Consider the following 22,497-nt stretch of genomic DNA (forward strand, 5'->3'; position numbering starts at 1 on the left):
CGGTCAGGCTAGCCACGTTTTTCCTCCTCTCTTGGGTGCTCGGACGGGGCGCCCGGCCACCATCGTCCAGGCGATGGCCGGGGTTGCGGCAGAGCGTCTTGCGGTTATAGAAGTCGCCGAACGGCGTGGTGCAAACTCGTTACATGGAATTTTCCCCTCCACTCAGATTCCCTCTCTCTTCGGTTCCCGAGGGGTTCGGAACGACCCTCAGGGACGCCCGGAAGGCGCGGGGATGGACGCAGGCGCGTCTTGCCGCAGCCGCTGGCATCAAGCGCGAGACGGTCGCGCATCTCGAGGCGCAGCGGCTGCGGTCTCCCGAGGAGCCGCGCCGACGCCCGGCGGCTGACACGGTCTTCCGGCTTCAGGCGGCGCTCGACCTCATGCCCGGTGAGCTGGTTCAGACTTGGCCGGAATGGAGTCCGATCGGTCTGAGCACCCCGGGCGCGCGTTCGCGAGCTCGACGACGCGAGCTCGGTCTCTCATTGAAACGGGTGGCTTCGACGGCAGGGATCAGTGCCGCGACACTTTCCCGTTTCGAGCGTGACATCCGGTTCGAGACCAAGTCGCTGTTCGATGCGGGTCCGGGCGCCGGCCCGACGCCGGCCGCCGAAGCGCTGGCAAGGGCGCTCGGCTTCCCAGACGCGAAGGCTCAAGTGAACTGGCGCGAGCATGACTAGCTGAAGGAACGTCCTCGTCTGTCCGCCACGCTCCGGCGTGCACTGCCATCTCTCGGCGTCCGGGAAGTGACACGCGGGCTCCGGGCAGTTGCTGTCAATGGGCGGCCGGTTAGCCGAAAACCGCTGGTTTTTCGCCGCTTTTAGCTTGCGGTAAAGTTGCGGTAAGAACTCTCGATATTCGTGATATATTCACTCTATGTTCCCACACGCGTGTGCGAGAAATTGGCGGAAAACTGCGGAATCGTCACACCGCGTTGTGTTGACATCGCAGGGGTCGCAAGTTCAATCCTTGCCACGCCCACCATTGAAAACCCCGCTAGTCCCATGGACTAGCGGGGTTTTTATTTGCCTGGAGCGCAAGCGGGGTCCCCGAAGGGACCCTCGTCTCAGGCGGGTATCTGGTCGATTTTCGCGGTGTTTTCGGCCTTGATGCCGTTCTCGCCGTGCCGCAGCTTCGACAGCGCCTGATAGACCTGCAAGCGGGCGCGCATCACCGAACCCAGTGGGCGATGCGCCACAAGTGCGTGCGCGGGACGGAACGTCATCACATCGTCGAAATAACGGACGCGGGCGGCGCTATAGGCTTCCTGTCGCGGGATGCGGATCGTCCCGACCGTCAGGTAGCGGCTGTCCTCCTCAGTCCAGTCGACCGAGGTGTCCTCGATCGGCTGCGTCTCGGCGTTCGCCCAGAGCTGTACGCGCAGCTCGAAGACCGCGTCGTGTTCGCCGAAATAGCGGACGGCGGCATGACGGAAACCGTCCTCATCCTGCTTTGCATCGAGTTCCCAGTCCTTCAGCGCGGCCTGTTCGGGCGAGGCGGGGAAGGCGCCGAGCTTGGCGACGTAATCGCCGTAGCGGATTGGGCATTGGCTGAAATACGGCTCGGCGAGCGGATGGCTGAACGGGTGGCCGAAAAAGTCCGCCTTGGGGCTTTCGGTGCCGACCGCGTGCAGCGCCTTGTTCACGTTGCGCGCGAGGCTCGACACCGCGCTCTTGAAGCCCTCCGGCAACGGGACTGCCGCACCGATCTTCTTGGCGTCGCTTAGAAACCCCTGCGCGGTGCCGGACGGAAAGGTCGTGCCGGTCGCGAACACGAAATCCTGCGTGTCGGCATCGTGGCCCGACAGCTTGTCGCCGGGTACGTCGAAGATCTTGATCGCCATGCCGCGGTGCGTCGAGACGCGGTCGCCGAGCGTCTCGCCGGGCCCTTGCGCGAAGCGGATCGCGACGGGGTGCGTGCCGGGCATCGCGAACACGCCCTGCGCGAGTTCGGGCGGCAGGCCGGGCGCGATCGTCAGTTCGCCGATAACGCACGCCGAACTCTTCGCGTGGCTCGCGCGGACCGCATGGCCCTCGCGCTTCTCGACGGTTTGGGTCTGCTGCGACATGCCCTGGATGATGCCGTCGATCGATTTCTGCTCGTCGGGCTGGATCGTCTCGATGTCGTCGCTGTAGCGGAGATAGGTCATGTCGGGCCTCACTTTGCGGGTGCGAACGAGAACAGCTCGGTCTTGAGCGATGCGGGCGCACCGGGCTTGAACCAGTTGGTGTCCTGGATGTGACTGGCGGTGACGTAGATGCGGCCGTCCGGACCTTCCGAGAAGGTGTCGGGCCAGCGCAGGCGGGCGTCGGTCAGCACCGGCTCGACATGATCGCCGACCAGCCGGGTGATGCCGTTGTTCACCGGCGACGTCAGGTAGAGCGTACCCGCCTTGCTCATCCACAGGCCGTCGGCGACGTGGGTCTGCGCGACCGTCTTCACGCCCGCGGCCCGCGTCGCCTCGCTGACGCCGTCACGCAGCAGCGCGGTGTCGATCGAGTAGAGCGTCTTGCCGGTGAGCGCCTGGTAATAGAGCGTCTTGCCGTCGTTGGAGATCGCGATGCCATCCGCGGCGAAGGCGGGCTGGCGACCGTCGGGGCGGACGAGCGGCTTGCCGTCGGTCATCACCTTCACGGTCTTGTCGATCTGCGTCGAGCCGTGGCCGTCGAGCGCGCGGAAGCCCTTGCCGGTTTCGAGATCGATGACGATGATCGCGCCTCGCGTGCCGGAATCGGTGATGTAGCCGGTCTTGCCGTCGGGCGAGAAGCGGATGTCGTTGAGGTAGGTGCCCTGCAACGCGACGTCGAGCGGCACCTTGATGACCTTGGTCACGCGGTTGGTGGCGAGGTCGATTTTGACCAACTTTGGCGCGCCCTCGAGGATCTTCTCGTTACCCGGCGCACCGGGATCGAGCACCCAGAGGTTACCGTGGCCGTCGGGGACGATCGACTGCACGCAGACGAAGTAATCGCCGACCGGCATCTCGGCGGACTTGGCGTTGCGCCAGCTGTTCCACTTGGCGTCCGGATAGGCCTTGAGCGAGCCGTCCTTCATCACTTCGGCGACCGAGATCGGGGCGTCGTCGGTCCAGCGGGGGAAGTTGACGAAGCGACGGCCGTCGGCGGTGACGGCGACGCCGGTCGCTTGGTGATCGAACTGCGCGACCTGGGTGAGCGGACGGCCGCTGGTCTGCGATGCGGTCTGCGCGCTGGCGACGCCGATCGCCGCGGCGGCGACGACGGCGATCGCGGCAGCGCCGGCGAGGAAGGGCTTGGTCTTGGACATGATAAGGCTCCGGTCGGTGGTGTCGGACAGGTCGGCGGGATTGCCGGTGAAAAGCTGGATCAGATGGCGCGCGACCGCGTCGGGGGCTTCGCGCTGGATGAAATGGCCGACGCCGTTGAGCGTCACGAACGCGAACGGGCCGGTGAACTTGGCCGGTACCGCGGTGCTCGCCGATGGCGGGTTCACGCCGTCGACCGCGCCCTGGAAATACATCGTCGGCAGGGAGAGCGTCTTGGTCGCCTTCACCTTGTCCTCGAGCCACTGGCTGCCCGGATCGGGCTCGGCCTCGTTCCAGCGCGCGCGGTAGCTGTGCAGCGTGACGTCGGCCCAGTCTGGGTTCTCGAACGATCGTGCAACGCGGGCGAAGGTCGCCTCGTCGAACCAGCCGGGGGGCGACCAGTTGACCCAGTGGATGTGCGCGAAACCCTTGTGGTCGTCGCGAACGGCCTGCGCACCGCGCGCGGTCGCCATGAACCAGTGATACCATTGGCGCTGCGCCTGCTCGAACGGCGGCGTCGGCATGCCGCCGAGACGGGGCGGGGTGGCGAGCATCGCCATCCGCTCGACGCGATCGGGCCAGCCGACTGCGAGCGCCTCCGCCGTGTTCGAGCCCCAGTCGTGCCCGGCGACCATGAATGTCCCGATCCCGAGCCCGTCCATCAGCGCAATCATGTCCATCGCCAGGATCGCGCTGTTGCCGGTGCGCGGTGCATCGCGCACGAACCGGGTTTCGCCGAAGCCGCGCAAGGTTGGCACGATGGTCGGCAATCCGGCCGCATTGAGCGCGGGGACGACGTTGTCCCAGGTCGATGCGTCGTCGGGCCAGCCGTGGATCAGCAGGACCGGCTGGCCATCGCGCGGCCCGGTATCGGCATAGGTGATTGCGAGATCGTCGGTGGTCTGGATCGGCATGATGGTCCTCGTCGGATCGGGGCGTCGGGCTCGTGGTGGAAGCTCACGGTGGAGCGGGCCGACGCGAAGGGTCCTGGTACCAAAACAGTCTCGGGAGGCTGCTGTTCCGGCGGCTAAGCCAATGATTCGCAAAGGTGATCCGGCGGCGCGACGTGGTGGGCCGATTTGCGATCCGCGCGTTGTGGACGGCAGAACTTCAGGAGCGAAATGATGGATTCACGACGTATGGCCGGTGCGGTCGCAGGTGGCCTGGTGGCCGGGCTGGGCATCACCGCGCTGCTAATGGCGGGCGAGCGCAAGAGCGGCGAACCGTCCGAGATCGTCACGCTCGAACGCAAGACCGCGGGGAAACTGGGCATCGACACGCCCGCCGCGGACGCCCTGCCGTCGTCACGCGAGCAGGCCGTAACGCAGGGCGGTCACCTGTTGCTGTCTGCGGCGGCGGGTGCGGTCTATGCCGCGACCGTCGACGAGGAAGCGTCGGTCGTCGGATCGGGCCTGATATTCGGCGCGGCGTTCTATGCGGCGATGCACTGGATCACGGGACCGTTGCTCGGCGTGAAGCCGCCGGAGTGGCAGGCCGATGCGAAGACGATCGGCATGCACAGCCTGAACCATGCGGTGTTCGGGCTGGTCACGGCGCTGGGCGCGAAGCTCGCTACCCGGCGTTGAAGGGAAATATCGTCAACACGTGACGGTGTGCCCGTGCGGCACACCGTTCACGCGCCATCGTCAGCCTGCCGCGTCGACCTGCGGCAGGTAGGCGGCATACCCGTTGGCTTCCATCTCGGCGCGCGGGACGAAGCGCAGCGACGCCGAGTTGATGCAGTAACGCAGGCCGCCCTTGTCCTGCGGGCCATCCTCGAACACATGGCCGAGATGGCTGTCTGCACCTGCCGAACGGATCTCGGTGCGGACCATCCCGTGGCTGCGATCGTGGAGTTCGGCGACGTGCTCGGGCGTGATCGGCTTGGTGAAGCTCGGCCAGCCGCAATGCGAATCGAACTTGTCGGCGGACGCGAACAGCGGCTCGCCCGAGACGATGTCGACGTAGAGACCGGGCTCGCGCGTGTTGAGATACTCGCCGGTGCCCGGCCGCTCGGTGCCGCTCTGCTGCGTGACGTGGAACTGCTCGGGGGTGAGCTTGGCGATCGCTTCGTCGGTCTTCTTATAGTCGGTCATGCTGATCCTCTCGCGCTCAAGAGAGCGCCGGTTGGCCGTTCGAGGCGGACAGGCCGCCGTCGACCGGCAGGTTGACCCCGGTTATATAGTGCGCGTCGGCGCTAGCCAAAAACGCGATCGCACCGGCAATGTCTTCGGGCTGTGCGCCGCGTGCCATCGGGATGCGCTCCTCGAACTTCGCGATCAGGTCGGGCTGTTCCTTCATGCCCGCGGTCAGCGCGGTGTAGGTGAGCGACGGGTTGACCGCGTTGACGCGGATGCCGTGCTTCGCCTCGTCCATCGCGAGCGCACGGGTGAAGTTGGTCACCGCGCCCTTGGCTGCGCAGTAGAAGCTGTGGTTCCAGTCGCCGCCGAGGCCCGATACCGACGAGACGTTGACGATGCAGCCCTTGTTCGCGCGCAGCGTGGCGATTGCGGCGCGGCTCATGTGGACGACGCCGTAGAGGTCGGTTTCGATGACCTTGGTGAATTCGGAGAGGTTGCCCTCGTCGAGCTTGCCGAGATGGTCGACACCGGCGTCGTTGACGAGCACGTCGATGCGGCCGAATTTATCGATCGCATGCGCCACCAGCGCCTCACAGGCGGCCATGTCCGAGACGTCGGTTTCGAGCGTTTCGACGGTCGTGCCATCGAGGCTGGCGGCGACCTTCGCGAGGCCGTCCGCGTCCCTGTCGCCGAGTACGAGCGTCGCGCCTTCCGCGGCGAAACGACGCGCGGCGCCTTCGCCGATGCCGGAGGCGGCACCGGTGATCACTATGATCTTGTCATCGAATCTCATCGATCTGGGTCCTGAAGCTTTGGGAGATACCGCGATGAACGACCGACATGCGTCCGGGTTTCCGTGTTGAATCAAAGGGATCGCCCGTCGGTCCCAACGGCGGACCCCGGTTGAGCTTGCGCGCGTTGATGCGCTCGAACCTGTTTCGGAGATCATCATGCTCGCATCCTTCCTGATGGGCCTCGTCGGTGGCCAGCGCGCGATGACGCCGCTCGCCGCGGTCGCCATCGCAGCCGCTCGCGACGAACTGCCCGCCGACAATGGTGCGCCGAAGCTGCTGTCGCATCCGGTCGTCGCGGCGGGTGCGCTGGCGCTCGCGATCGGCGAGATGGCGGGGGACAAGCAGAAGACCGCGCCCGACCGGATCGTTGCGATCGGGCTGGCCGCGCGGTTCGTCACGTCGGCGATCGCGGGGGCTTCGCTCGTCCCACGGCAGCAGCGGTGGATCGGTGCAGCGGTTGGCGGGCTCACCGCGGTCGCGGCGTCCTATCCCGGCTGGCGCGCGCGGATGGCGGCGATGTCGCAGTACGGCCAGACGCCGACGGGGTTCGTCGAGGATGCGGCGGCTCTGGCGGGTGCGGCGGCGATTGCGCGTAGTGCGGCGAAGCTCGGCGCGGCCTGACGTCGGAGGTGTATTCCGGGCGAGCGGAAAAGCTGCCATGCGGTGGTAATGATCCGTATCTCATTCTCTACGCTCGCCTTCGTATTGATCTCGTCCGGGAGCGCGATTGCGCAGACAAGTGTCGCGACTGACCAGCCGGCTGAGATCGTCGTCACCGGGCGCGGGCTTGCCGATGCGCCCGGCGATCGTGCGTACGACGTCGTCACGATCGATCGCGCGCGGATCCAGGCGAATGCGAGCAATCGGCTGGAGAGCGTGCTGGCCGATGTCGCAGGGCTCCAGCAGTTTCGTCGGTCGGACTCGCGCAGTGCCAACCCGACCAGCCAGGGGATTTCGCTGCGCGGTATCGGCGGCAATGCGTCGAGCCGTGCGCTGCTGATCTTCGACGGCGTGCCGCAGGCGGATCCGTTCGGCGGCTGGGTCGCGTTTCCGGCGTATGCGACGGGACGGCTCGGGCGCATCCGCGTCACGCGCGGCGGCGGTAGCGGGTATCAGGGGCCGGGCGCGCTGGCCGGGACGGTCGAGCTCGAAAGCGCGACGCCGGACCAGGCGACGCCTTTCCAGGGCAGCGTTGCGTATGGCAGCCGGGATTCGGTCGATGCCCAGGGGTCTGCGGCACTGGTGCGCGGGTCTGGGTTTGCGACTCTGTCCGGCGCTTACGCGCGGGGGGACGGCTTCACGCCGACCGTAGAGGAGAGCCGGGGAATCGTCGATCGCGCCGCGCCGTACGAGCAGGCGTCGGGCGCGCTGCGGACCGTCATCGGGATCGGTGTGAAGACCGAATTGCAGATGAACGCGAGCGCGTTCACCGATCGGCGCGACCGAGGGAGCGACTTCACCGACAACAAGAGCGAAGGCGCGGATGCGAGCGTCCGGCTGGTGGGGCGCGGGCGCTGGGGGTATTCGGCGCTGGCGTATCTGCAGACGCGCGCGTTCGCGAGCAGCTTCAACAGCATCAATGCCGCGCGGACGACCGCGATCCAGTCGCTGAACCAGTATAATACGCCGGCGACAGGGCTTGGCGGACGGATCGAGATCGCGCCGCCGCTGGGCGAGAGCATCACGCTAAGGCTGGGGGCGGATGTTCGCGATGTCAGCGGGAAGACGCAGGAGCTGTATACGTTCGTCAATACGGTGCCGACGCGGCGGCGCGAGGCTGGCGGGAGCACGACCACGACCGGCGTGTTCGCGGATGGGAGCCTTGTCGCGGGCGACTTCACGTTCAGTCTGGGTGGCCGGGTCGATTGGTGGTCGATCGACGGCGGCTATCTGTCAGAGCGGCCGCTGGCGGGCGGCGCGGCATTGACCAATCTGCGCTATGCGGATCGCGATGGCAGCGAGACGACCGGCCGGGCGGGCGTAGCGTATCAGCCGGTCGAGGCGATCACGTTGCGGGCGGCCGGGTATCGCGGGTGGCGATTGCCGACGCTCAACGAACTGTATCGGCCGTTCCGCGTCGGCAACGATGCGACCGCGGCGAACGCGCTGTTGTCGCCGGAGCGGCTGACCGGGGTCGAGGGTGGCGTCACGCTGACGCCGGCACCGGGCGTGAGCATCGCCGCGACCTATTTCTACAACCGGCTGAAGGATGCGGTGGCGAACGTCACGACGACCAATCCGCCGCAGGTATTGCCAGGGGTGACGACCTACAGGATTCGCCAGAACCTCGACGCGATCCGCGCGCATGGGTTCGAGCTCGATGCGTCGTATCGGCCGGGGCCGTTCGGCGTTCAGGCGTCGTGGTCGCATACGAATTCGAAGGTCAAGGGATCGGGTATTACGGCTGCTCTCGACGGTTTGCGGCCGGCGCAGACTCCGCGCGATCAGGTGTCGGGGACGGTCGACTGGCGACACGACGCGGCTGCGCTGTCGCTGACGGTGCGGCACATCGGCCGGCAGTTCGATGACGATCAGAATACGCGGGTGCTCGATCCGGCGACGACGCTGGATGCGTATGCCGCGCTGCCGATCATGCGATCGCTGGTCGCCGAGGTGCGCGGGGAGAATTTGTTCAACGAGCGCGTCGAGGCAGGGATCAGCGGCGCGAACATCGTCGAGCGCGCCACGCCGCGAACGATCTGGGTGGGGCTGCGCTACGGGCTTCGGTAAGCCCCGATCGTCTCCAGGTGCCGCCGCGTTGACCCGTGTCTGGCGCGCGACTAATGCCATTTCCGTGAAGGGTTCCCGGCGACGGGATCAAAAGGGAAGTCGGTGCGCGGATATGTCCGCAAGATCGGCGCTGTACCCGCAACTGTGACCGGATAGCGGCCACCCCGATATGCCACTGGGTTTCGACCTGGGAAGGCGGGGTGGGCGCGGCGACCCGGAAGCCAGGAGACCTGCCTCTCACGGTCGATCCACTGCGCGGGCGGGTGTCCGGTGCGGACGAGTGCTCCGGTCCAGCCGGGTTTCCTCGAGCGAGAGACGTCTGGCCGCCCGGCGAATGGTCGCTGGCGGTTCCGTTTAGGACGCAGCCGATGACAAAATTCTTCCTTCTCCTGAGTGCCGCGGCGATCGCCGCGCCCGCCTACGCACAGGACATTCCCGACCCCGATGCCCCCGAGCTCGTCGTCACCGCGACCCGCGCTGCGCAACCGCTGAGCGAGATCGGCCAGGCCGTGACGGTGATCGACCGCGCAGAGATCGAGCGCCGCCAGACCACCGTCGTATCCGACCTGCTCGCGACCACGCCGGGCGTTACGGTCACGCGCAACGGCACGGTCGGCGCGCTGACCAGCGTCCGCATCCGCGGTGCCGAGGCGGATCAGACCCTCGTCGTGATCGACGGCGTCCGGGTCAACGATCCGTCGTCGACCGGGGGCGGCTTCAACTTCGGCAATCTCCTGTCGAGCTCGGTCGAGCGGATCGAGATTCTGCGCGGCCCGAACTCGGTGCCTTGGGGCAGCCAGGCGATCGGCGGCGTCGTCAACATCATCACCGCCGCGCCGACCGAAGGCGTCCAAGCGCGCGCCAACGCCGAGTACGGCTATGCCGACAGCGTGTTCGCGAGCGCGGGTGTGTCAGGCAAGTCGGGGCCGGTGTCCGGATCGCTGACCGGCGGATATCTGCGCACCGACGGCATCTCGTCCGCGGCCAGCGGCACCGAGCGCGACGGCTATCGCCAATATGGCGCGACCGGGCGGGTCGGCGTCGAGTTCGCGCCGGGCATCGGCCTCGACCTGCGCGGCTATTTCGCGGACAGCAAGGTCGACATCGACGACGGTTTCGACCCGAACACGTTCGTGGTCGCGGACAGCCCCGCCTACGGCACCACGCAGGAGCTGTACGGCTATGCAGGCCTGCACGCGAACCTCGCCGACGGTCGGTTCAACAACCGCGTGGCGTTCACGATCGCCGACATCAACCGCGACAATTATTCGCAGCCCGGCGGGGATGTGACGTTCATCGGTCGCGGCCGCAGCGAGCGTTATGAATATCAAGGCGACTTCCGCCCGCTCGACCAGGTCCGAATCGTCGCAGGCGTCGAGCGCGAGAACAGCCGCTTCAACGACGGCTTCACCTTCGCGGATACCGGCATCACCAGCGTGTACGGCCAGCTGATCGTCAAGCCGCTCGACGTCCTCACGATCACCGGCGGCGTCCGCAACGACGATCACGACGATTTCGGTAGCCACACGACGTTCGGCGCCAACGCGGCACTGGCGTTGCGCACCGGCACGACGATCCGCGCAAGCTATGGCGAAGGCTTCAAGGCACCGACCCTGTATCAGCTCTTCTCCGACTACGGGAATCGCGACCTCGATCCGGAGACCGCACGCAACTTCGACGTCGGTGTCGAGCAAGCCTTCCTCGACAACCGCGCCCGCGTCGGGGTGACCTACTTCAATCGTCGCACGCGCAACCAGATCGACTTCCGCGATTGCAGCCCGGCCGAGCTGACGACGGCCAATTCGATCTGCGCCAACCGCCCGTTCGGCGTCTACGACAACGTCGCGCGTGCCAAAGCGGATGGCGTCGAATTCACGCTCGCGCTGCTCCCCGTCGATGCGCTGACGCTGACGGCGAACTACAGCTATATCGACACCGAGAACCGCTCGATCGGGGACAATTTCGGCAATGTTCTCGCGCGCCGGCCCAGGCAGACCGCGAGCGTCGATGCCGATTACCGGTTCGCGTTCGGACTGTCCGTCGGTGGCACCGTGACGATGGTCGGCGACAGTTTCGACGACGCCGCCAACACGACACGCCTCGACGGCTATGCGCTCGCCGGGATGCGTGCGGAACTGCCGATCGGCGAGCGGTTCGCGGTCTACGGCCGCGTCGATAACCTGACCGACGCGCGGTACGAGACGATCGCCGGCTACGGCAATTACGGCCGCGCGGCCTATGGCGGCGTGCGGTTGCGCCTGAAGTGAGGCGCGGGGCGATCCTCCTCGCGCTCCTGATCGGGGGCTGCGCAAAACCCCCCGGCATGGGAGTAGGCGGGGGGATCGTCTCGACCAATCCGTGCGTGGATTCGGTGCTGGTCCGCATCCTGCCGCCCGCAAAGATCGCCGCGATCAGCCATTATTCGCAGGATCCCTCCGCAACCTCGATCCCGATCGCCGTCGCGCGCCGGTTTCGGGGGATCGCCGGGACCGCGGAGGAGGTGATCGCGCTCCACCCCGATCTTGTCATCGCCAGCACCTACACGCCGCCCGCGACTCAGGCGGCCTACGCGCGCGCCGGTTTGAAGACGCTGCTGGTCGGCATTCCCGACTCGATCGCGGAGAGCCAGGCGCAGGTCACGCAGATCGCCGAGGCTGCCGGCGCGCCAATGGGCGGCGTGCGGATCAATGCCGAGATCGACCGCGCGGTGGCGCGCCGGAGCCGCAAGGATGGCGCTTCGCCGAGCGCGTTGCTCTATATCAGCGGCGATCTCGCGACCGGGGGGAGCACGTTGCTGAACGACATGATGACGCGCGTCGGCTTCCGCAACGCCGCCGCGACTTATGGCCTGACGCATACCGGCACGCTGTCCGCCGAGACGATCATGACACAGCCACCCGCCGTCGTGATCGCTTCCGAACGCAAAAGCCGCGGCACCGCGCTGCGCCACCGCCTGTTGCCGAACACGCCGCAAGCCATCTTCCCGCGCGTACTGATCAATTGCGGTGGGCCGACGATCCCGCCTGCGCTCGAACGCCTTGCCGCGATCCGGTCCGGGCTGTGATGCGATACGCATACCAAAACCACCCCGGCGAAGGCCGGGGCCCAATTGGAATGGCCGGAGTAACGGAGTGCCGCGCGCCGTCACTACCGTCCCCCAATTGGGCCCCGGCCTCCGCCGGGGTGGTGGCAGTGGCGGTGGCGGTGGTCGGTATGGGCAAGGAGGCGGTATGATGACTCGCACGGTGAAACTCATCGCGCTCGGCCTACTCGTGATCCTCCTGTTCGGCCTGTCGCTCGGTTGCGGGAAAGTCTGGGTGCCGGCCTCCGCCTGGTTCTCGAGCGACCCGCGCTGGTGGATCATCCTCGAACTGCGCCTGCCGCGTGCGGTGCTGGGCCTTGCACTCGGCGCAACGCTCGGCCTCTCGGGTGCGGTGCTGCAAGGCTATCTGCGCAACCCGCTCGCTGACCCCGCAGTCGTCGGCGTGTCGTCGGTCGCGGCGCTCGCGGCGGTCGCGGCGATCGTATTTGGGCTCGGCTCCGGCCCCGCGATCTTCGCCGCCGCGATGTTGGGCGCAGTCGGCGCGGTCGCGTTGCTCGCCGCACTGACGTGGCGGTCGCCGAGCGCGATCACCTTCATCCTCGCGGGCACGGTGCTGTCGAGCCTAGCCGGCGCGCTGACCGCATTCCTGATCTCGATCGCGCCGAACCCCTATGCCGTCGCCGAGGTGATCGACTGGATCATGGGCGCGCTGACCGATCGCGGCTGGGATGACGTGACGCTCGCGCTGCCGCCGATGCTGCTTGGCGCGGTGCTGTTGTTGCTCACTGGCCGATCGCTCGATGCGCTGGCACTCGGCGAGGCGGCGGCACGGTCGCTAGGGATGCGCATGGGCCGCGTTCGGTTGCTAGTGGTGCTGGGTACCGGCCTAGTGGTCGGCGCAGGCGTCGCCGTGACGGGCGTGATCGGCTTCGTCGGACTGGTCGTCCCGCACCTCCTGCGGCCGATCTTCGGCCACCGCCCGAGCGCCTTGCTACTCCCCTCGGCGCTCGGCGGGGCTGCGCTGGTACTCGCCGCCGACAGCCTCGTTCGCCTCGCTCCGGGCGCGGGCGAAGTCCGGCTCGGCGTGGCGATGGCGATGATCGGCGCGCCGTTTTTCCTCGGGTTGCTGGTCAGGGAACGAGGTCGCGCATGGATCTGATTATCAATGCGCTGGGCGTGAAACTTGGCAAGCGCACCGTCCTCAGCGACGTGTCCGCGCATCTGCGTCCCGGTCGCGTCACCGCGATCCTCGGCCCCAACGGCGCCGGCAAGAGCACGCTGGTCAAGGCCGCCGCGGCGCTTGTCGACCGCAGCACCGGCTGCGTCCGGCTCGACGCGCAGGACGTCGCGCATATGGACCCGCGCGCCCGAGCCCGCGCGATCGGCTATCTCCCGCAGGACGCGACGGTCCACTGGAACATCGTCGCGCGCGATGTCGTCGCGCTCGGCCGCCTGCCGCACCTTGGCGCGCATGCAGCCCCGTCGCTCGCCGACCATGCGGCAGTGGAGCGCGCGATGCACGACACCGAGACGGTGCACCTAGCAGACCGCCCGGTCGGCGAACTCTCCGGCGGCGAGCGCGCCCGCGTCCTGCTCGCACGAGTATTGGCCGGCGAACCGCGTTGGCTGCTCGCCGACGAACCGCTCGCGAGCCTCGACCCCTCACACCAGATCGACCTGCTAGCCCGCCTGCGTGGCTATGCGCTCGGCGGGGCAGGGGTGGCGATCGTCCTCCACGACCTCGTCCAGGCGCAGCGCGCGGCGGACGACGCGTTGCTGCTCGCCGACGGCCGGGTCGTCGCCTTCGGGCCCGTCGCCGAGGTGATGACCGCGGAGACGCTCGGCCGCGTATTCGGCGTCCGTGTAGCGCCACTCGAAGACGGAGATCGCCGCCTGCTGGTGCCGGTCGGACGCTTCAAGGCGGCATAGACGGTCGACGCGCCGCGCCTGCGGCACTATCCCGCGCCGGTGATCGACATTCCCGCTCCCCTCCGCCTGCGCCTAGACGGCGACGCCCTCGTCCAGAACTGGCGCACGCTCGACCGCATGAGCGGCACCGCCGCATGTGGTGCCGCGGTCAAGGCGAACGGTTACGGCCTCGGCGCGATCGAGGTTGCGCGCCGCCTGGCCGACGCAGGCTGCCGCGACTTCTTCGTGTCGAACTGGCAGGAAGCCGCTGAACTCGCCCCGCTGGGCCTGACGGTTTCCGTCCTCCACGGCGTCCGCGAAGAGGACATGCCCGCCGCGGCCGCAGGTTTCGCCCGCCCGGTCCTCAACACCCCACGCCAAGTCGCGCGCTGGAAAACGGCGGGCGGCGGCGTGTGCGACGTCATGGTCGACACCGGCATGAACCGCCTCGGCGTTTCGGCGGACGACATCGCTGCCGGCTTGCTCGACGGCCTCCAGATCGAAACGCTGATGAGCCACCTAGCGTGCGCGGATGAGGACGTGGCGATGAACGAACGCCAGCGTGTCGGGTTCGCCGCGCTCGCTGGGCAGACATCGGCGCGACGAATGAGTCTTGCCAACTCCGCCGGTATCGCGCTCGAGGGCCATGCGTTCGATCTGACCCGGCCCGGACTGGCGCTGTACGGCGGCATCCCCCGCGCCCAACTGGGCGAAGCAATCCGGCCCGTCGTGACTCCCGAAGCCCAGATCCTCCAACGTCGTCGCGTGGTGATCGGCGATACCGTCGGCTACAACGCGACTTGGACGGCTTCTCACGACACCGATGTTGCGATCATCAACCTCGGTTACGCGGACGGCTATTTTCGCGGGTTCTCGGACCGTGGCAGCGCGTTGGTAGGTGGCGCGCATGTGCCGGTGATCGGCCGGGTGTCGATGGACCTGCTCGCGATCGATGTCACCGCAGTCGCGGAAATCGAGGAAGGCGCGTGGATCGCGCTCGATTTCGCGCTGCCCGACGCCGCGGCGCGGTCGGGCATGTCGCAATATGAACTGTTGACCGGGATGGGCGCGCGCTACTCCCGGTCATGGTCCTGACCGGCCGCGTCGCGACGAGCGGCCGGTAAAGGAGCGAACCCTACCGCTCGATACACATAGCGATGCCCATGCCACCGCCTATGCACAGCGTCGCGAGCCCCCTCTTGGCATCGCGCTTCTGCATTTCGTAGATCAGCGTCGTCAGGACGCGGGCGCCGCTGGCGCCGATCGGGTGGCCGATCGCGATCGCGCCGCCATTGACGTTGACCTTCGATGCGTCCCAGCCGAGTTCCTTGCCGACCGACAGTGCCTGGGCGGCGAAGGCTTCGTTGGCTTCGATCAGGTCGAGGTCGGCTAGCGTCCAGCCGGCTTTCTCCAACGCGCGCTTGGTGGCGGGGACGGGGCCGATGCCCATCACCGACGGGTCGACGCCGGCCGAGGCCCAGCTCTTGATCGTCGCGAGGATCGTCGAGCCGCGGCGTTCGGCTTCGTCGCGGCGCATCATCACGAGGGCGGCGGCGCCGTCGTTGAGGCCGCTGGCGTTGGCAGCGGTCACGGTGCCGTCCTTCTTGAACGCGGGTTTCACGCCGGAGACGCTCTCGATCGTCGCGCCGGCACGGATGTACTCGTCATCGGCTACCACCGTGTCACCCTTGCGGCCTTTGATCGTGACGGGGGCGATCTCGTCCTTGAAGCGGCCCGAGCCGCGCGCGGCCTCGGCCTTGTTCTGCGAGGCGACCGAGAAGGCGTCCTGCTCGCCGCGCGTGACCTGGTACTGCTCGGCGAGGTTCTCGGCGGTGATGCCCATGTGATAGCCGTTGAAGACGTCGGTCAGGCCGTCGCTGACCATCGTGTCGACGAGGCTGAGATTGCCCATCTTCTGGCCGCCGCGGATCGACTGCGCGTGCGCGGAGAGCGACATCGATTCCTGTCCACCTGCGACGACGATGGTCGCGTCGCCGGTCTGGATCGCCTGTGCCGCGAGTGCGACTGCCCGCAGGCCTGAACCGCAGACCTGGTTGACGCCCCAGGCGGGGATTTCCTTGGGAACGCCGGCGGCCATCGAGGCCTGGCGGGCGGGGTTCTGGCCCTGGGCTGCGGTAAGGACCTGGCCTAGGATGACTTCGGAGACGTCTTCGCCGGCGACGCCTGCCTGTTCAAGCGCGGCTTCGATCGCGATGCGGCCGAGTTCGTGCGCGGGTGTCGTCGCGAACGCGCCGAGGAAGCTGCCGACTGGGGTGCGCTTGGCGGCGGTGATGACGACGTCGGTGGGAAGCTGGTCTGTCATGTCGGGATCCTCTTTGTTTGGACCCCATGTAGGTCAGTCGAGTGCGGCGATCCAGTTGGCGAGCGGTTCCCAGAGGCGCGCGCGGGCGGAACGGCCGACGATCATGCCGACATGGCCTGCGCCGAGGTCGCGGCGGTCGGCGAGGCCGATCGCGGTGGCAGCGGGGACGATGCGGTCGCTGAGCGAGACGAACTCGACCGTGGCGCAGGCGAGGGCGAGCGGATCGACTGGGGTGCCGGCGATGACCCAGGCGCCTTTGCCGGGCAGGTCGTTGGCGATGCAGTCCTCGAACAGCGACGCGGCGGCGGCGTAGGGGAGGGGGGCACCGGCGTTGGCCCAATCCTCGAGTCGGACGAACGCGCGTGCTGCGTCGCTGTCCGGGGGGAGGTCGGCGAACGCTTCGTATTTCGCGATCGTGCGCGCGGGGTCGAGTTGCCAGAAGCCGGCTTGCAGGACTTCCATCGGCAGGACGCCGAGCATCGCGGCGGCGGGCTGAACCGCAGCCCAGGTCGCGGCGAGCGTGGGACGGCCTTCGCCATAACCCGCGAAGTGCCACGGCGCGGCGATCGTCGCGACTCCGGCGGTCGGCGTGATCGCGGCGGCACCGAGCGCCAGCGTCCCGCCTAGGCAATAGCCGACCAGAACTGGCGGCTCGGGGAGCGCCTGGAGCAGCGGGACCAGCAATCGCTCGACATGCGCGGCCAGATCGAGATCGCGGTCCCGGCTGCCGGGCGATCCCCAGTCGACCAGCCAGACGTCGAATCCTTGCGCGGCGGTCCATTGCACCAGCGAAGACTCAGGCGAATGATCGAGGATATCTGGCGGATTTATCAGCGATGGGACGAACACGACGGGACGGCCTTCGCCGCCGTAATCGCGCAACGAGACCCGGCCTTTACGATGAATCGCCGGCTTCGGATCGGGGCGCGGCTCTCGCGGCGCGCCTTGATACGCGCGCAATCCCGCCAGGGCTCGAGCCATCCGTTCCGGCGATGCTGCGGTCTCGCTGCGCAGCACGTTGAGGAACAAGGGTAAGGGCCGGGGACCATGCTGCACACCGTGTTGCGGTGCGTCATCAAAGACTGTAGCCTCCGTTTCAAACATAAGACGGGGGATCCATGAAGAAGCAACCGGCTGCCGACGGAATCGTCATCATCAAGAAATACGCCAACCGGCGGCTCTATAACACCGAGTCGTCATCCTATATCACGCTGGATCATCTCGCGACGATGACCCGCGAGGGGCGCGACTTCAAGGTGGTCGATGCGAAGACCGACGAGGACATCACGCACAACGTCCTGACGCAGATCATCATGGAAGAGGAGAGCCGCGGCGAGACGATGATGCCGGTGAACTTCCTGCGCCAGCTGATCTCGATGTACGGCGATTCGATGCAGACGATGGTGCCGGGGTATCTGGAGGCTTCGATGGACAGCTTCCGTCGCAACCACGATCAGTTCAAGTCCGCGGTCGAAGGCGCGTTCGCGAACTCGCCGTTCGCCGATATCGCCAAGCGTAATCTGGCAATGTTCGACGTGGCCGCGCAGGCGATGACGCCGGCCGCGACGACGCCAGCCCCCGCGGCCAGCAAGGACGACGAGATCGCGGCGTTGCGCAGCGAACTCGCCAAGTTGCAGGAAAAGGTCGAGAAGCTCGGCTGATCGGTCGGACTGATGGGGGCGCCGGTGTTGTGGAGTGCGAGCGGCGGACTGGCCGTACTGGCCGTCGTCGCAGGCCTCGGCGAACGCAGGCGGCGACGTCGGCGCGATCCCGACTCGGTCGGCTGGGTCGACTGGTCGACCGTCCAGATGCTGGCGCTGATCGGACTTGCGGTAACGATCGGCCTCGCGTTCAAGACCTGAGCTGACGACGCCTCGTCAACGGGGAGCGTCGGTACGCAGGCGATAGACGCTCTGTGGCAACCCGCCGATCTTCACCGAGCCGACCAGTCGATACCGCGTGGCGATCGCGCGCAGCACGAGCGCCTGGGTCGCGAGGTTCGTGCTGGGCTTGGGCGCGCGTACGACAATCACGCCGGGACGGGCCGCGAGCAGACGCGCGACTTCCACGACCGGATCGATCCCCGTGCCGTGCGACTCGGTCGTCTGGCCCAGATGACTGCGGAATATATACGGCGTCGGCAGGCAGGACCGGGTCAGGAAATAGAGGATCGGCTCGCTGCCATAGGCGAACATGCAGCCGCGGGGCTGCTGGCCGATCATCTGGACGAGTTGCGCGATCTGGCGCGCATTGCCGCGTCGTCCGATGCGGACGCTGGTCATGATGGTCGCCGCCAGCGCGCCGAACACCAGCACGGCGGCAAGGCGGACCATGGTCGTGCGGACGGTCGGGCCGCTCAACCCCGTGCCGGCCGCGACCGACAGCGGCAGCGCGAGGGGCAGCAGATAGAGCAGCTCGAACGTGTGCATGATGAGGATCGCGATCACCGCAGCCGCGAGCCATCCGAGCGCGAAGCTTCCCGTTCGACGGCCCCGCCACGCAAGCCAGGCGAGCGGCAGGCTCATGCCCACGCCGCCCAACAGCTTCAACAGGTTGGAGCTGAGCGTGTCGTCGTCCCGCTGCCCGAAGATCGACAGGAAATTGGCAAAGAGGAAGGCGTCGCCGTGGCCGGCCGCGGCATAGACGATCCAGGCGAGCGCGGTTGGGAACAGCGCTGCGCCGACCCACAAGGCGGCATCGGCTGCGAGGCGACCGATCGACCGCCCATCGCGATGCGCCGCCCATACCAGCGTCAGACCGAAGAATATGCCTTCGAACATCGCGGTGTACTTGATCTGCATCGCCAAGCCGATCAGCAGCATCGCACCGGCACCGCGCAGGCTGATGTGTCGGTGGCCGCGCGTCGTATCGAGCACGAGCAGCGCGGCGGCGGCCATCAAGGCGTTGCCCCATACCGCGGACTGGCCGCCCGCACCGTCGAACACGATGAGCCAGACGAGATAGATCAACGCCGCGCCGAGGCTCGCCACCGGGCTGGCGTCATCGGGAGTCAGGCGGCTGACGATCCGCGCGACCAGGAATGCCGTGGCGGTGGCGACGAGCGTCGCGGCAAGCTGGTACATGAGCACGCCATCGCCGCCGACGCTGCGGATGGCGGCGAAGATCAGGAACAGGCCGACCGGCTTGCGATCGAAGATGTCGACGAACGGCCACGCGCCGTGCAGCAGGCGATCGCCGACGAGCAGGTAGAACTGCTCGTCGCTATGGATCACCGGATTGCCGAAGAACGGGCTGCGGAGGGCAAAGGCGACGAGGAGCAGGATGACGACCTGCCCCGATCGGTGACGCAGGCTAAACATGGGCAATCCTAATAAAAATGCGTCAATTCGAGCTTGCGTATGGTGCCGTCGCAAAGACCGAGGGCAACGATGCGGCCGGGAGCTCCAGCCGACCAGGATGCGACCGGACTCGTCGCATAGTCGGGCGGTATGGGCGTGCCGTCGATCGTACAGATCGTGTCGCCGTCCTTCCAGCCCGATGCGGCAGCCGGGCCGCCGCGCATGACATGGAGGATCTTCAGCCGGTTCTTCTCGACGCCGACGAGCAGTCCGCTGGTCGAACGGAGTGGTGGCGTACCGGCCTTGGGGCCAGGGCTCAGCACCATGCGGCGGGCGCCGGGATCGAGCAGGACACGGTAATTCTGTAGGAAGCCCGAGCCGATCCGGCCCGCAACGCCGATCGACTGCGAGAAGCCGCCTGCGGGTTCGATCCGGACTTCGACGGCGTGCGCGGTTAATTCGCCAAGGCGGACATCGGGCGCGATCGCGAGGCCGCTGACCGCCGGTCCCGCGAGCCCGAACGAGATCGCGGTCGTCGAGGGCACGTTCAGCGCCGCGGCCTTCCAGCCGTCCTTCGTCACGGTGATCGACGATCCGTCACCGGTATCGACGATCACCGGCGCCAATCGACGGCCGCCGAGCGTGGCTGTGCTTTCGTAGACGCTGCGCTCTGGGGACACGCGCAAGGGGGCGGCCCCGCCCTTGAACGGGAGGCGCCCCGACGGGAGCAGGCGGAAACGGTGCGCGGCGTAATCGATGTCGAGCGCGTGCCCGGCGAGCAGGTCCGCGCCGACCAGCAGGTCTACCGCTGACAGGCTGCCGGTGGCGATCGCGGGAAGATCGGTGACGGTGACGCCGCCACCGGTGCGCGCGAGGCCGCCGATGGCGAGCGTGCGGGTCGGCATCCACCCCAGTTCGACCGATCCGCCGATCGCACGTGCGCTGCCGCCCGCGACGAGCTTGGCAGTGTCGACTGCGGGGGAAGCCTTTGCGAGCAGGGTGTAGCTGACCCCGGTATCGAGGATCGCGGTGACGTCGCGGCCTTCGAGCTGCATCGTGAAGCGGATCTGGTTGCCGGGGGTAAGATCGAAGGGCACCCAGCGTGCTTCGGCATCGTCCGCTAGATGGTAGACGCCGCGGTCTCGTGCCGCGGGCGAGATGCTGGCGGCGGGGACGGGTTTCGCCGGTTCGCGCGCGGAGACGATGAGCACCGCCAGCAGCGGGACGAGGGTGAAGAGGGCGCGGCGCATGTCGGCCTGTCCCTAGCGGGTCGGGGGACGGGTACAAGCGGGGTCGAACGTCTGGCCGCTATAGTCGCTCGAACTGCCGCCGTTCTCCGGCGATGGCGGGAGTCCAGGGTTACCGGCGGTGGCGTTCGTGTTTCCTGGGGCCCTGCGATCGCGGGGGCGGTAGCGTTAGAGGGGCGCGTGAGCGGCCCCTCTTACAGGCACGCCTCCAGATACGCCTGATCAAACCCGAACTGCTTGGCTTTCTCCAGCGTGTACGGCCGCAGCCCCATCGAACGGTATTCGCCCAGGATCTTGCCGTCCGCAGACTCGTCGAGATACTCGAACTTGAACAGCTCCTGCGTGACGATAACCGGGCCTTCCATGCCGATCACCTCGGTGATGTTGGTCACCCGGCGCGAACCGTCGCGGAGGCGCTTCACCTGGATGATCAGCTCGACCGAGTCCGCGATCTGGCGCGAGATCGCTTCCTTCGGGACCTTGATGTCGGACATCATCACCATGTTCTCCATACGCGCGAGCGCCTCGCGCGGGGAGTTGGCGTGGAGCGTGCACATCGAACCGTCGTGACCGGTATTCATGGCCGCGAGCATGTCGAAACACTCGGAGCCACGAATTTCGCCCAGGATGATCCGGTCAGGACGCATACGCAGCGCGTTCTTGACGAGATCGCGGATCGAGATCTCGCCCTGGCCCTCCAGGTTGGCCGGACGCGTTTCGAGCGGGAGCCAGTGCGGCTGTTGCAGGCGAAGCTCGGCGGCGTCCTCGATCGTCAGCACGCGCTCGCCGGGGTCGATCATCTTCGACAACGCGTTGAGCATCGTCGTCTTGCCCGAGCCGGTACCGCCGGAGATCACGACGTTGAACCGCGAGGCCCCGGCGATCTTCAGCGCAGTCGCCATCTTCGGCGACATCGAGCCGAAGCCCGCCATCATGTCGAGCGTGATCGGCTTCGCGGAGAATTTACGAATCGAGATCGCGGTACCGCGCAAGCTTAACGGCGGCACGATGACGTTGACGCGAGACCCGTCCTTCAAGCGCGCATCGGCGAGCGGTGAGGTCTGGTCGACGCGACGGCCGACTGAGTTGACGATCCGTTGCGCGATCTGGAACAGATGCTCTTCGTCGCGGAACTGGATCGGCGCGAGTTCGAGTTTGCCCTTGCGCTCGACATAGGTCTGGTCGGGGCCGTTCACCATGATGTCGGTGATGTTCGGATCGGCCAGCAGCTCCTCCAAGGGCCCAAGCCCGAGCAGCTCGTCGACCAGCACCTTTTCCAGCGCGAACTGTTCTCGGCGGTTGAGCGTGAGCTTCAGCTCGGCGAGCACTTCGCCGATGATCGGGCGGAATTCCTCGGCGAGTTCGTCCTTGCCGAGTGTCGCCGCAGCCTCCGGATCGACGCGTTCGAGCAGGCGCGGGAGCACCTGTTCCTTGATCTTGTGGATCGACTGTTCGAAGCCCTCGACGCGGCTGTTGCCCGCTTCGCCGCTCGCGTTCTGGCGGTCGGACAGGCGCTGCATCGCGTCCATGTGTGTGCCGGGCATCGTGCCGGGGCCAAAGCCGTCGGTCTCGCCGGGCATCGGCATCGACTCGATCGGCGGGAACTGCGAACCTCCCTCCGGTTCGGGACGCGGCGCGGGGCTACCGCCCTGCATAGGTCGGGCGACGCCGAATGCGGGCCGGGCCGCTTGCCCCCCGCTGATGCCGTTACGACGCCCGAATGCGCTCATGCCCAAATCCCCGGATGATTGCCCAAGGGGTTAGGGGCCAAGGCTTGATAATTCGCTAACCA

Annotated in this window: 20 protein-coding genes and 1 riboswitch; of the genes, 11 read left to right on the plus strand and 9 right to left on the minus strand. The window is 67.3% G+C overall.

Annotation, left to right across the window (positions count from 1 at the left end):
- Window positions 1-143: 143 nt before the first annotated feature.
- Window positions 144-677 carry a helix-turn-helix domain-containing protein gene (locus tag C8J45_RS00255; protein WP_107961423.1) on the plus strand — a complete coding sequence of 178 codons (534 nt, stop codon included), beginning with the start codon at window positions 144-146 and terminating at the stop codon, window positions 675-677.
- A 386-nt stretch (window positions 678-1,063) separates the two neighbouring features.
- Here the strand turns inward: C8J45_RS00255 and C8J45_RS00260 are convergent, their stop codons facing one another.
- Both C8J45_RS00260 and C8J45_RS00265 read right to left on the minus strand, forming a co-directional pair.
- On the minus strand, window positions 1,064-2,146 hold the full coding sequence (locus C8J45_RS00260) for a catalase family protein (RefSeq protein WP_107961424.1): 1,083 nt from the start codon (window positions 2,144-2,146) through the stop codon (window positions 1,064-1,066).
- An 8-nt stretch (window positions 2,147-2,154) separates the two neighbouring features.
- Window positions 2,155-4,194, minus strand: coding sequence for an L-dopachrome tautomerase-related protein (locus C8J45_RS00265; RefSeq protein WP_107961425.1), 2,040 nt, complete (start codon window positions 4,192-4,194; stop codon window positions 2,155-2,157).
- 210 nt (window positions 4,195-4,404) lie between these two features.
- On the opposite strand from C8J45_RS00265, the gene C8J45_RS00270 reads away from it, so the two are divergent.
- Window positions 4,405-4,866 carry a hypothetical protein gene (locus C8J45_RS00270; RefSeq protein WP_146168543.1) on the plus strand — a complete coding sequence of 154 codons (462 nt, stop codon included), beginning with the start codon at window positions 4,405-4,407 and terminating at the stop codon, window positions 4,864-4,866.
- Between the two features lie 60 nt (window positions 4,867-4,926).
- On the opposite strand, the gene msrB is transcribed toward C8J45_RS00270, so the two are convergent.
- Window positions 4,927-5,376: a peptide-methionine (R)-S-oxide reductase MsrB gene (gene msrB / locus C8J45_RS00275; RefSeq protein ID WP_107961427.1), complete on the minus strand. Its 450-nt coding sequence runs from the start codon at window positions 5,374-5,376 to the stop codon at window positions 4,927-4,929.
- Between the two features lie 16 nt (window positions 5,377-5,392).
- Entirely contained in the window at window positions 5,393-6,154 is a 762-nt protein-coding gene (locus tag C8J45_RS00280; protein ID WP_107961428.1) for an SDR family NAD(P)-dependent oxidoreductase, read from the minus strand.
- A 157-nt stretch (window positions 6,155-6,311) separates the two neighbouring features.
- Between C8J45_RS00280 and C8J45_RS00285 the strand changes: the two genes are divergently transcribed.
- The 7 genes from C8J45_RS00285 to alr all read left to right on the plus strand — a co-directional run bounded on the left by C8J45_RS00285 (window position 6,312) and on the right by alr (window position 14,931).
- On the plus strand, window positions 6,312-6,776 hold the full coding sequence (locus C8J45_RS00285; protein ID WP_107961429.1) for a DUF4126 family protein: 465 nt from the start codon (window positions 6,312-6,314) through the stop codon (window positions 6,774-6,776).
- A gap of 48 nt (window positions 6,777-6,824) precedes the next feature.
- Window positions 6,825-8,885, plus strand: a complete 2,061-nt coding sequence (locus tag C8J45_RS00290) for a TonB-dependent receptor (RefSeq protein WP_107961430.1) — start codon at window positions 6,825-6,827, stop codon at window positions 8,883-8,885.
- Between the two features lie 52 nt (window positions 8,886-8,937).
- Window positions 8,938-9,138, plus strand: a riboswitch (cobalamin riboswitch).
- Window positions 9,139-9,253: 115 nt separating this feature from the next.
- On the plus strand, window positions 9,254-11,152 hold the full coding sequence (locus C8J45_RS00295; RefSeq protein WP_107961431.1) for a TonB-dependent siderophore receptor: 1,899 nt from the start codon (window positions 9,254-9,256) through the stop codon (window positions 11,150-11,152).
- A 56-nt stretch (window positions 11,153-11,208) separates the two neighbouring features.
- On the plus strand, window positions 11,209-11,949 hold the full coding sequence (locus C8J45_RS00300) for an ABC transporter substrate-binding protein (RefSeq protein WP_107961432.1): 741 nt from the start codon (window positions 11,209-11,211) through the stop codon (window positions 11,947-11,949).
- A gap of 169 nt (window positions 11,950-12,118) precedes the next feature.
- Window positions 12,119-13,087 (plus strand): iron ABC transporter permease, encoded by a 969-nt coding sequence (locus tag C8J45_RS00305; protein ID WP_107962148.1) that lies wholly within the window; start codon window positions 12,119-12,121, stop codon window positions 13,085-13,087.
- Window positions 13,078-13,857 carry an ABC transporter ATP-binding protein gene (locus C8J45_RS00310; protein ID WP_107961433.1) on the plus strand — a complete coding sequence of 260 codons (780 nt, stop codon included), beginning with the start codon at window positions 13,078-13,080 and terminating at the stop codon, window positions 13,855-13,857. The genes C8J45_RS00305 and C8J45_RS00310 overlap by 10 nt, the downstream gene beginning before the upstream one ends.
- A gap of 48 nt (window positions 13,858-13,905) precedes the next feature.
- Window positions 13,906-14,931 carry an alanine racemase gene (gene alr, locus C8J45_RS00315; protein WP_181321101.1) on the plus strand — a complete coding sequence of 342 codons (1,026 nt, stop codon included), beginning with the start codon at window positions 13,906-13,908 and terminating at the stop codon, window positions 14,929-14,931.
- Between the two features lie 40 nt (window positions 14,932-14,971).
- On the opposite strand, the gene C8J45_RS00320 is transcribed toward alr, so the two are convergent.
- Both C8J45_RS00320 and C8J45_RS00325 read right to left on the minus strand, forming a co-directional pair.
- Window positions 14,972-16,159 (minus strand): acetyl-CoA C-acetyltransferase, encoded by a 1,188-nt coding sequence (locus C8J45_RS00320; protein ID WP_107961435.1) that lies wholly within the window; start codon window positions 16,157-16,159, stop codon window positions 14,972-14,974.
- Window positions 16,160-16,192: 33 nt separating this feature from the next.
- Window positions 16,193-17,140, minus strand: coding sequence for an alpha/beta fold hydrolase (locus C8J45_RS00325; protein WP_258191192.1), 948 nt, complete (start codon window positions 17,138-17,140; stop codon window positions 16,193-16,195).
- 137 nt (window positions 17,141-17,277) lie between these two features.
- Between C8J45_RS00325 and phaR the strand changes: the two genes are divergently transcribed.
- Both phaR and C8J45_RS00335 read left to right on the plus strand, forming a co-directional pair.
- Window positions 17,278-17,820, plus strand: coding sequence for a polyhydroxyalkanoate synthesis repressor PhaR (phaR, locus tag C8J45_RS00330; RefSeq protein WP_107961437.1), 543 nt, complete (start codon window positions 17,278-17,280; stop codon window positions 17,818-17,820).
- A gap of 12 nt (window positions 17,821-17,832) precedes the next feature.
- Window positions 17,833-18,021 carry a hypothetical protein gene (locus C8J45_RS00335; protein ID WP_107961438.1) on the plus strand — a complete coding sequence of 63 codons (189 nt, stop codon included), beginning with the start codon at window positions 17,833-17,835 and terminating at the stop codon, window positions 18,019-18,021.
- A gap of 15 nt (window positions 18,022-18,036) precedes the next feature.
- On the opposite strand, the gene C8J45_RS00340 is transcribed toward C8J45_RS00335, so the two are convergent.
- The 3 genes from C8J45_RS00340 to C8J45_RS00350 all read right to left on the minus strand — a co-directional run bounded on the left by C8J45_RS00340 (window position 18,037) and on the right by C8J45_RS00350 (window position 22,435).
- Window positions 18,037-19,479 (minus strand): hypothetical protein, encoded by a 1,443-nt coding sequence (locus C8J45_RS00340; RefSeq protein ID WP_107961439.1) that lies wholly within the window; start codon window positions 19,477-19,479, stop codon window positions 18,037-18,039.
- 8 nt (window positions 19,480-19,487) lie between these two features.
- Window positions 19,488-20,708 carry a hypothetical protein gene (locus C8J45_RS00345; protein WP_258191193.1) on the minus strand — a complete coding sequence of 407 codons (1,221 nt, stop codon included), beginning with the start codon at window positions 20,706-20,708 and terminating at the stop codon, window positions 19,488-19,490.
- A 191-nt stretch (window positions 20,709-20,899) separates the two neighbouring features.
- Window positions 20,900-22,435: a CpaF family protein gene (locus C8J45_RS00350; RefSeq protein WP_107961440.1), complete on the minus strand. Its 1,536-nt coding sequence runs from the start codon at window positions 22,433-22,435 to the stop codon at window positions 20,900-20,902.
- Window positions 22,436-22,497 lie beyond the last annotated feature (62 nt).

Origin of the sequence: Sphingomonas sp. PP-CE-3G-477 (genome assembly GCF_003050745.1) — a bacterium.
Taxonomy (GTDB): Bacteria; Pseudomonadota; Alphaproteobacteria; order Sphingomonadales; family Sphingomonadaceae; genus Sphingomonas.